General features: G+C 50.2%; 6 protein-coding genes. 1 reads left to right on the top strand and 5 read right to left on the bottom strand.

Annotation, left to right across the window (positions count from 1 at the left end):
* Positions 1-1,132 (bottom strand): molybdopterin cofactor-binding domain-containing protein (locus L5656_RS09730; protein ID WP_297202435.1); only part of this gene is annotated, 1,132 nt, incomplete at its 3' end.
* A gap of 278 nt (positions 1,133-1,410) precedes the next feature.
* On the opposite strand from L5656_RS09730, the gene L5656_RS09725 reads away from it, so the two are divergent.
* A complete protein-coding gene (locus L5656_RS09725) occupies positions 1,411-2,415 on the top strand; it encodes a serine hydrolase (protein WP_297202433.1) in 1,005 nt (334 codons plus the stop codon).
* Here L5656_RS09725 and ligD (L5656_RS09720) read toward each other — a convergent pair.
* The 4 genes from ligD (L5656_RS09720) to L5656_RS09705 all read right to left on the bottom strand — a co-directional run.
* Entirely contained in the window at positions 2,398-3,336 is a 939-nt protein-coding gene (ligD, locus tag L5656_RS09720) for a non-homologous end-joining DNA ligase (RefSeq protein ID WP_297202431.1), read from the bottom strand. The two genes, L5656_RS09725 and ligD (L5656_RS09720), sit on opposite strands and share 18 nt — an antisense overlap.
* On the bottom strand, positions 3,333-4,142 hold the full coding sequence (locus tag L5656_RS09715; RefSeq protein ID WP_297202429.1) for a Ku protein: 810 nt from the start codon (positions 4,140-4,142) through the stop codon (positions 3,333-3,335). Before L5656_RS09715 ends, ligD (L5656_RS09720) begins: the two co-directional genes overlap by 4 nt.
* Before the next feature lie 79 nt (positions 4,143-4,221).
* Positions 4,222-5,118: a non-homologous end-joining DNA ligase gene (ligD, locus tag L5656_RS09710; RefSeq protein WP_297202427.1), complete on the bottom strand. Its 897-nt coding sequence runs from the start codon at positions 5,116-5,118 to the stop codon at positions 4,222-4,224.
* A gap of 116 nt (positions 5,119-5,234) precedes the next feature.
* A partial coding sequence (locus L5656_RS09705) for a UvrD-helicase domain-containing protein (protein ID WP_297202425.1) occupies positions 5,235-7,780 on the bottom strand: 2,546 nt, incomplete at its 5' end.

Here is a 7,780-nt window from a genome sequence, read left to right as displayed (position 1 = left end):
CTAGATGGCACTCCACAGCAAAGGTTATCTGGGGAGAGCCGTAACCCCGCATGGCGCCAGCTACAGGTAAATTTGTATACACAGTGTACGGCTCATATTTTAAGGCTTTCATGGGATATAAGACCCTGAATTTGGAGCCTCCAGCCATAAGGATAGAATGGCCATGGGAGGCATAGGCGCCGGTGTTGGAGATGGCAATTATATGCATTCCGATTAACTTCCCGTCTCTGGAAACACCGGTTTTAATTTTATACTTGATAGCATGCCGGGTCCGGGTATCGATCATGCACTCTTCCCTGGACAGCTCCAGTCTCACCGGCCTTCCGCCCACAGCCAAAGTCATAGCAGCAACTAAAGGCTCCAGGCAAACATCCTGCTTGCTCCCAAACCCGCCGCCCACATAAGGCTTAATTACACGCACCCTTCCCCAGGGAATACCCAAAGCTTGGGCTACGATTCTCCTTACAATATGGGGGATCTGGGTGGATGTTATAATTACAATGCGGCCATCGCTATCTACATAAGCACAGGCTACATGGTTCTCCAACTGGCAGTGCTGTACAATGCTTGTTTCAAATTGATCTTCGAAAATGTAGTCGGCTTCTTTAAAAGCTTCCTCAATATTCCCAATCTCGTAACCCACAGAACTTACGATATTCCTTTCACAATCCTCATGTATCCTGGGTGCTCCTTCCTTCATGGCCTCTTCAGGATCGAACACCGGTTCCAATACTTCATACTCTACTTCAATCAATCTCAAGGCTTCTTCGGCTACCAATTCGTCCGTTGCTACCACAGCAGCAATGGCATCCCCTACAAAGCGAGCTTTATTAGTTAAAATAGTGCGATCCTCTTTATCCCTCTGCCGGGGATCTAAAGCATAGGGATGGCCTGCAGTAGCGAATTTGTTCTGGGGGACATCTTTATAGGTTAAAACCGCCTCTACTCCGGGTAAAGCTTTTGCCTTGCTGACGTCGATATTTTTAACCAGGGCATGGGCATAAGGGCTCCTTAGGATTTTACCCACCAGCATATCCCTTTCTAAAAAGTCCCCGGCATATTTGGCTTTACCGGTAACCTTGGCCACAGCATCCACTCTGGATATGCTTTTACCCACTGCTGTAGAAGCCATCTCTTTCTCTCCCTTTCCCGTCTTGCCCATTCAAGATTATTAGTGTCTTGCCCATTCAAGATTATTAGGGCTTCCCCCATTTATTTGGTAATTCTCCTTAGGTCTATAATTCGCTATATCTTCCTTAAATCCTCCTAATAACTTTAAATGTTACTTAATTTTCTCCTGCTGCCTCGCAAGCTTTTCCTTGATCACCAAAAATTGCATCGCTCAACTTTATATTTTCCGAATATTTTTCGCCTTCATTTATGCTTAAATAAGAGTGGAGGTGTTTAGCCTTGCGTTACCGCAGATTCTTACGCTTATGTTTCCCCCTTTTCGTACTAATCTTATTGGCTTTTGGGCCCGTTATAGCTTGGGCTATGACTTACCAGGTGCAGCCCAGGGATAGCTTGTGGCTTATCGCCCAGCGCTTTAAAACAAATATAACAACTTTAAAAGAAGCCAATAATTTGTTAAGCGACCTTATTTATCCTGGTCAAACCCTATATATCCCTGAAGGGCCTCCCTCAAGCCCGCCTGATTATACTCCCTTGAAACAACAAATTGAAGCTTACCTGGCGGACAAGCCCGGAACTTACGGCGTATTTTTCAAAGATCTCCTATCGGGGCAATCTTTCGGAATCAATGCTGAGATCCCCCTTCCGGCTGCCAGTACAACCAAGCTCCCTACCGTGCTTTTCATTAATCATCTGGTAGCTCAAGGCGTTCTAGACTGGAACCAAAAATTAGTTTATGAAAGCGGCCTCCACTACCAGGGAGGAAGCGGGATACTGCAATTTAGTGCCCGGGATGGGGACAAGTTCACTTTAAGAACCCTGGTCACCCTGGCCATCACCACTAGCGATAATATCGCCTACAACATGTTACGGGACTTTGTAGGCAGGGACAGCGTAGCCGACTTCATGCGCAGGATAGGCGGGCGGACGGTGTTCCCCAACGGCCAAAATCTAAGTACAGCCCGGGATATGGCCGTCTATGTACAAGCTACCCTAGATTTTGCCCAGGTTAGCGACGATGGACGGCGCCTCCTGGACGATATGGCCAATACCATTTATAACGAAGGCATCCCCAGGAATCTCCCGGATGGCGTTAAGGTAGCCCATAAAGAAGGTTTCGTCTGGGGCAGTCCGGGGGATGTAGGTGTGGTCTTCGGCTCCAGGCCCTTTATAGTAGCCGTTCTCTCCCAAGGAGTAGAAGATCCCGACCAGGGTTTCGCTATCATCGCCGAAATTTCCAGGATGATGTATGACTACCAGCAAAAACTAGTCTCCGGTAAGTAAACCCCGGTAGCTGGGGTGGCGGAGGTAGCCCTCCGGAGTTTCCTCTAAATATTCCACTTCGCATATAAGCCGCGGTTCTACCCACCGCGGCCGGGTCAAACCGGGCACCGGTTCTTTAAAGGGAGAAGCAGTAGTAGGTAGCCTCTCCAGCTCCGTTAATAGCCTCTCTTCTTCCTCCCGGTCAAAACCGGTGCCTACCTTTCCCCGGTATATTAACCGGCCATCCTTATATTCACCTAAAAGAAGAGCCCCCAAGCGACGGCGTCCGGTCCCCGGCTGGTACCCCAAAACAAAAAATTGCCCCCGCTGTGTGCGCTTAAACTTGCGCCAGTAGGAGGAGCGGCGCCCCGGCAGGTACGGGCTTCCTTTTTCCTTGGCCATGACCCCTTCTAGCCCCTGTTTCAAGCAGCTTTCAAAAAAACTGGTGCCGTAGGTATCGATAAAGTTGGATAACGCTAAGTTATCTGACCCGGAAACAGATTCTTGCAAAAGGCTTTTCCGTACCTCTATAGGTTTAGACATAATATTTTCACCCCGGTAATAGAGGAGATCAAAAGCCACAAAAAGCGCAGGAAACCGGCTGGCTGCCCTCCGTACCTTCCACTCACCGGTCAAACTTCCTCGTGCCTTCAGGAGGTTAAAAGAAGGAAGCCCTTTTTCATCTAATATGATTATTTCTCCGTCCAGTACTGCCGGCTGTCCTTTAACTTTATAGTGCAGGTTAGATAATTCCGGAAAGGACGGGGTGAGGTCATGCAGGTTGCGGGATTGGAGGACCGTTTTGCCGTCGATGTAGGCCAAACAACGGTAGCCGTCCCACTTTACCTCATAAAGAAAGTGAGGAGAATCAAAAGGAGGACTAGATACGGCCAACATGGGCCGCAGCTTAAATAAGGGTAAGCTGGTACTTTCTCCTCTCATGAGGTCTTCCTCCGGCGCCGCACTCTACCCTTTTCCTCCTTTTTAGCCAGCTCTATACTGGCTTTAAGGGCTTCCATAAGGTCCACAACTTTCTGGGCTTCGGGCCGGGCCGGAACTTCTACTTCTTCACCCGCTATCTTGGCTTCAATAATCTCCCTGAGGGCTTTCCGGTACTCATCTGTATACTTCTCCGGCTCAAATTCTGCCGCCAAGGTGTTGATAAGGTTGACCGCCATCTCCACCTCTCTAGGATGAAGGCGCACCTCAAAATTAAGTTCACTAAGTTCTTGTACCGGGCGTAATTCCTCAGGGTATATCATGGTGTTAAGCATTAGACCCTTACCGTATACCCTTACTGCAGCCAGAGAAGCCCTGTTCCTTAAAGCCACTTTAGCAATGCCTATTCTATTAGTGGCTCTTAAGGCTTCTCGCAATAAAGCATAGGGTTTTTCTCCACCATCATCGGGAACCAAATAGTAGGGGCGTTCAAAATATACGGGGTCTATCTCCCGAAGGTCTACAAAATCGAGGAGACTTATGGTTCTGGTGGTTTCTTGGGGAAGGCCTTCCAGGTCTTCTTCTCGCAAGATAACATATTTGCCCTTTTCGTATTCGTACCCCCGGACGATCTCCTCAGGGGGAACCTCCACCTGGCAGTAAGGGCAAAACTTCCTGTACTGGATGGGTGTCTTACACTTGGCGTGCAGGTAATGGAATGTTATGTCTTTACTTTCGGTGGCCTTATACAGCTTTACCGGTACGTAAACCAGACCGAAGCTGATGGCTCCTTTCCAAAGGGGGCGCACGGCCCTCACCTCAGGTGTAGTATCTCTCCGTAAACCCTAAGCCATACTCCCAGAGCAACTATAATTAAGCTTTTCTGTCCTACCCTTTCCGGAACTTAACTTGAGCTAGCTTAAGGAGCGGCTTGAGATCCTGCGGGTTCTCTAGTATCCCTCGGTAAAGGTCCCCCCGTTCCTTTAGCCGGTTCCGGATAGTATGAATGTTAAAATCCTTGGGGTTTATATTCCCTTCCTCCACTTCTTCCCAGGTCAGGGGAGCAGATACCGGAGCCCCGGGTAGAGGCCGTAGGCTATAAGGGAAGGCCATAGAGCGGCCCCGGACATTTTGTAAGTAATCCAGGTATACCTTGTTGCGACGCTTAGGGACCGGGCGGGCACAAGTAAACTTTTGGGGATAAAGGCTAACCAGCACATCACACAGGGCACCTATAGCATTCGTTACTTCCGAAAAGGTCCAGCGGGGCTGTAAGGGTATAAAAATATGAAGGCCTCTGGCTCCCGAAGTCTTGGGATAACCGGTAAGCCTAAATTCTTCTAAGGCCCGGCGTAAAAAAAGAGCCGCTTCTAAAGCAGCCTCAAATGTTGCACCTTCTCCCGGATCCAGGTCTATGACCGCTATATCAGGATATTCCAGGTGATCTGCCCGGGAAAGCCAGGCGTGAAGCTCAATACATCCTAAGTTGGCCAACCAGGCCAGGGTCTCCGGGTTATTACACAGGACATAGTTGATGGTCTTGGCGCTATCCGGGTGGTATACAGGGAGGGTCTTTACCCAAGGGGGGGCATAATCCGGGCATTCCTTCTGGTAGAAAGCCTTTCCGGTTATTCCGTCCGGGTAACGCTTCATTACTACGGGCCTACCTTTAAGGTACGGCAACACCACCGGTGCCATGTCAATGTAATACTTTATAAGGGCGAATTTGGTCAATCCTTCTTCTGGCCAGAAAACCTTGCCTAAATTGGTTAACTCTAACTGCATCTACCCTTTTATCATCCCCCAACCGGCCTTGCTCCTTTAAATTCACCAAGCCGCACCCTGAGGTGCTTCCGCGTTTAGTATTCTTGCATAGACTAGGTTCATATTCGGACCCGCATTCAGCTCCTCCCCGGAAATAAACTGAGCTGCTCCCACTCCTCTCCCTCTGTTTCCTTTTTCTTCCGCTCATCCTTCCATATTTTTTTCTTAAGGCAATCAGAGGGTATATCCCGGAGGAAGCGGGAAGGTTGAAAAAGAGCCCTTCTTCCGTATACGGTCCTTGCCCGTGCTGAAATTAGAACAAGAACTTCTTTAGCCCGGGTGATCCCTACATAAAAGAGGCGCCTTTCTTCTTCAAGCTCCTCTAGGAACTGATTCTTTTCTCTAGGAAGCTCCTTTTCCCTAGTTACTCCCTTTCCTTCATCCAGTCTTCCTGTATGGGGAATTATCCCGTCATCTACACCTGTAATAAAGACCACCGGGAATTCTAAACCCTTGGCAGCATGAAGGGTCATAAGGCTGACGAATTCAGGAGCCAAGGTTTGACCCCCCAAGCGCTCGTGATCGGCCTCCTGGGCCAGGGTGATCCCCTGCAGGAAAGAGGGCAGGGTATCAAAACGTGCAGCCACCTTACAGAGCTTTTCCAGGCCCTCCGAACATTGTGGGCAGTGCTCTTCCTTCCAACGTGCCAAAAGTTCAAGAGTTTGTTTTGTACCGGCTAGCTCCCGGTAGACTAAAAGAGTTTCCCGGAAATGCTCTAGCCTGGACAGTATTTCCGGAGAAAGCGTCAAAGCCTCTCTCATCGCGCTACCCGAATGGTAGCCCTTCCCCTCCACCAGCTTGCCTATAAACTCCCAGAGAGAAGCCCCCGCGCGCTGGGCCGTCTCTAACAGCAGAGCCAGGTGCTCTTCTTTTACCCCTGTCCGCCTTAAGCTGCGGTAAAGGTAGAAATCATCTTCCGGAGAATTTACACAACGGAAAAATTCTATGGCCTCCCGCACCTTAGGGTCTTCTAAAAAACTTTCCCGCCCTATCACCCGGTAGGGTATGCCTTCTTTAAAAAAGCATTCCTCCAGCTTTTGAAGCTCGCGGCTTGTCCGGAACAAGACTGCTATATCCGAGAAACTGTAGCTTTTGTCTTCAATTTCTACACCGTTCTGGCCGGCTGGGGTGTATTGCCCGTGAGCGTGAAGCATGGTAGATCCGCCCACCAGGTGCTCTATTTCACGTACTACAGCGATGCCTTCAGCCATGTCACTAGGTACTTCCATATACAGGATCCGGGGACCGTCCCCCCGGGTAGCTTTTAGTTGGAATTCTTTTTGTCTGAGCAGGCCACAGGCAGCCTTAAGAATAGTAGGGGTTGAACGGTAGTTAAGCACCAGCCTTATGACCTTAGCCTGGGGAAACTCTTCCTGTAATTTAAAGAAAAACCGGTGGTCAGCTCCCCGGAAACCGTAGATAGCCTGGTCCGGGTCTCCTATTACAAATAGGTTCCTTCCGTCACCTGCCCAAACACACACTAAACGGTACTGCACCGGATTTACGTCCTGGAATTCATCCACCAAAAGGTGGGCAAAGCGGCCGGGCTCCCCTTGGGCTGCACGGGCCTCTTCCCGGCGCAACGCCTCTAAAAGCAGGTCATCATAATCCAAGGCCCGGTAGTAAAAAAGCCTTTCCTGGTAAGCTTCGTAAAAGCGCCTAAGATCAGGCGGTACACCAGGGGAGGAAGGTTCCAACCCCCGGCTTTTAAGGAGGGAGATCTCCTCCTTAAGCCGTCTTGCTTTTTCCTTCCCCGTAGCCGTTCTTTCCCGTAACACTTCCTTCCAGATTTCTAAGACATCCGCTTCATCTAGCAGGGTAAATTCTAGACCGTACACCTGGCGGAGGAGGTCCAGACATATACTGTGAAAGGTTCCTACGGTAAAAGCTTTTCCATGTATCATCCCCTTAAGTAACCCTTCCGCCCGTTCCTTGATTTCCTCAGCAGCTTTATTAGTAAAGGTTACCGCGGCGACATCACCCGGCGGCACCTTCTTTTCTCCTAAAAGGTAAGCCAGGCGGTAAACTAAAGTCCGCGTTTTCCCTGTACCCGGCCCGGCAATGACCACCACTGGACCTTCTTCTGCCGTTACTGCTTCTATCTGTTGGGGGTTAAGACCGGTAAGTAGGGGCGAAGGCGAGAAAGTTATCCCGTTTTCCCCCTTAAGGCCCTCTGCCCGGGCTTTCTCCTGAGGGCTTTCTGGAGGTTTAACCCCCTGCTCAAACTTCCTGGAAGCTCCGGATACTTCTTCTTCCTCCGCCACCTCTTCCGTCACCGCTTTAACGCCGAACAATGTAGCCTGGCCGCTAAACTCCACCCTTTCTTCCGGTTTAAGCAATATTATCTTCCCATACTCCCCATCAAAACCCGGGTGGACTTCGATCTCGCCTTCCCGCATCCGCCGCACCGCCTCAGCTACAAGCGCGCCGGCCACGCGGGCAATCTCCTCTAGAGGGGCTTCCTGTAGGATGAACAACTCCGGGCCCAGATAACGGAGGAGGGAAAAATAGCGTTGCATTACCTGTTTGGAAGAGACCCCCACACCCAGGGCTGAAGCGATAACCTCGGGAAGGGGGACCAGGCTTTGGTAAGGCCTGGCGTCCGGGGGCCTTACCCCCTCTT

The organism is Thermanaeromonas sp. (assembly GCF_021890735.1).
In the GTDB taxonomy this organism is placed as follows: domain Bacteria; phylum Bacillota; class DSM-521; order Neomoorellales; family Neomoorellaceae; genus Thermanaeromonas.
This window is presented reverse-complemented; position numbering and strand designations above follow the sequence as displayed.

Excerpts from the sequence above, each read along its gene's own strand:
- ligD (WP_297202431.1), bottom strand. The coding sequence starts at position 3,336 with ATGAGAGGAGAAAGTACCAGCTTACCCTTATTTAAGCTGCGGCCCATG.
- ligD (WP_297202427.1), bottom strand. The coding sequence starts at position 5,118 with ATGCAGTTAGAGTTAACCAATTTAGGCAAGGTTTTCTGGCCAGAAGAA.